At 44.3% G+C, this 654-nt stretch carries 1 pseudogene; it reads left to right on the top strand.

Features of this window, described 5'->3' with window-relative positions:
- Positions 1-127: 127 nt before the first annotated feature.
- Positions 128-654 (top strand): annotated as a pseudogene (locus tag A3762_RS25160) (dihydroorotase); the annotation flags it as partial.

The following is a 654-nucleotide window of genomic DNA, read 5'->3' as shown; positions in this document are numbered from 1 at the left end:
CTGTGGCGTTAAGGTGTTTATGGGGGCATCGACAGGTAGCTTACTTGTTGAGGATCAAAATGCATTAGATGCTATTTTTCGTGAATGCCCCGTGCTTATTGCCACGCATTGCGAAAGAGGGCNTGTCATGGATCGAAACCTAAAGAGAATCGAAGATTTGGGGCGTGAAATTACGATTCATGACCATCCAATTATTAGAGATGATGAAGCCTGTTATGCCTCTTCATCTTATGCCGTTGGATTGGCGAAGAAGTTTGGCTCGCAGTTAAATGTTTTGCATATCACAACAGAGAAAGAGCTTAGTCTCTTTGCGTCAGGCCCAGTCGAAACGAAACACATTACTGCCGAGGCTTGCGTTCATCATCTTTGGTTTAGCGAAGAGGATTATGCCCAGAAAGGTAACCTAATAAAGTGTAATCCAGCAATTAAGAAGGCTAGTGATCGAAACGCCATATTGCGGGCTTTGCGTGATGATGTGATTGATATTATTGCAACCGATCATGCGCCGCATACCTTTGATGAAAAAAACGTACCTTATATGCAAGCGCCTGCGGGCCTGCCATTGGTTCAGCATGCACTGCTGAGTTTAATTGAGCATGTTAGAAACGATCGCTTATCAATTGAACAGGTCGTGCAAAAAGCTGCGCATAATCC

This window comes from Oleiphilus sp. HI0125, from assembly GCF_001635355.1.
The sequence above is the reverse complement of the archived record's forward strand: the minus strand, read 5'-3'. Positions and strand labels throughout refer to the sequence as shown.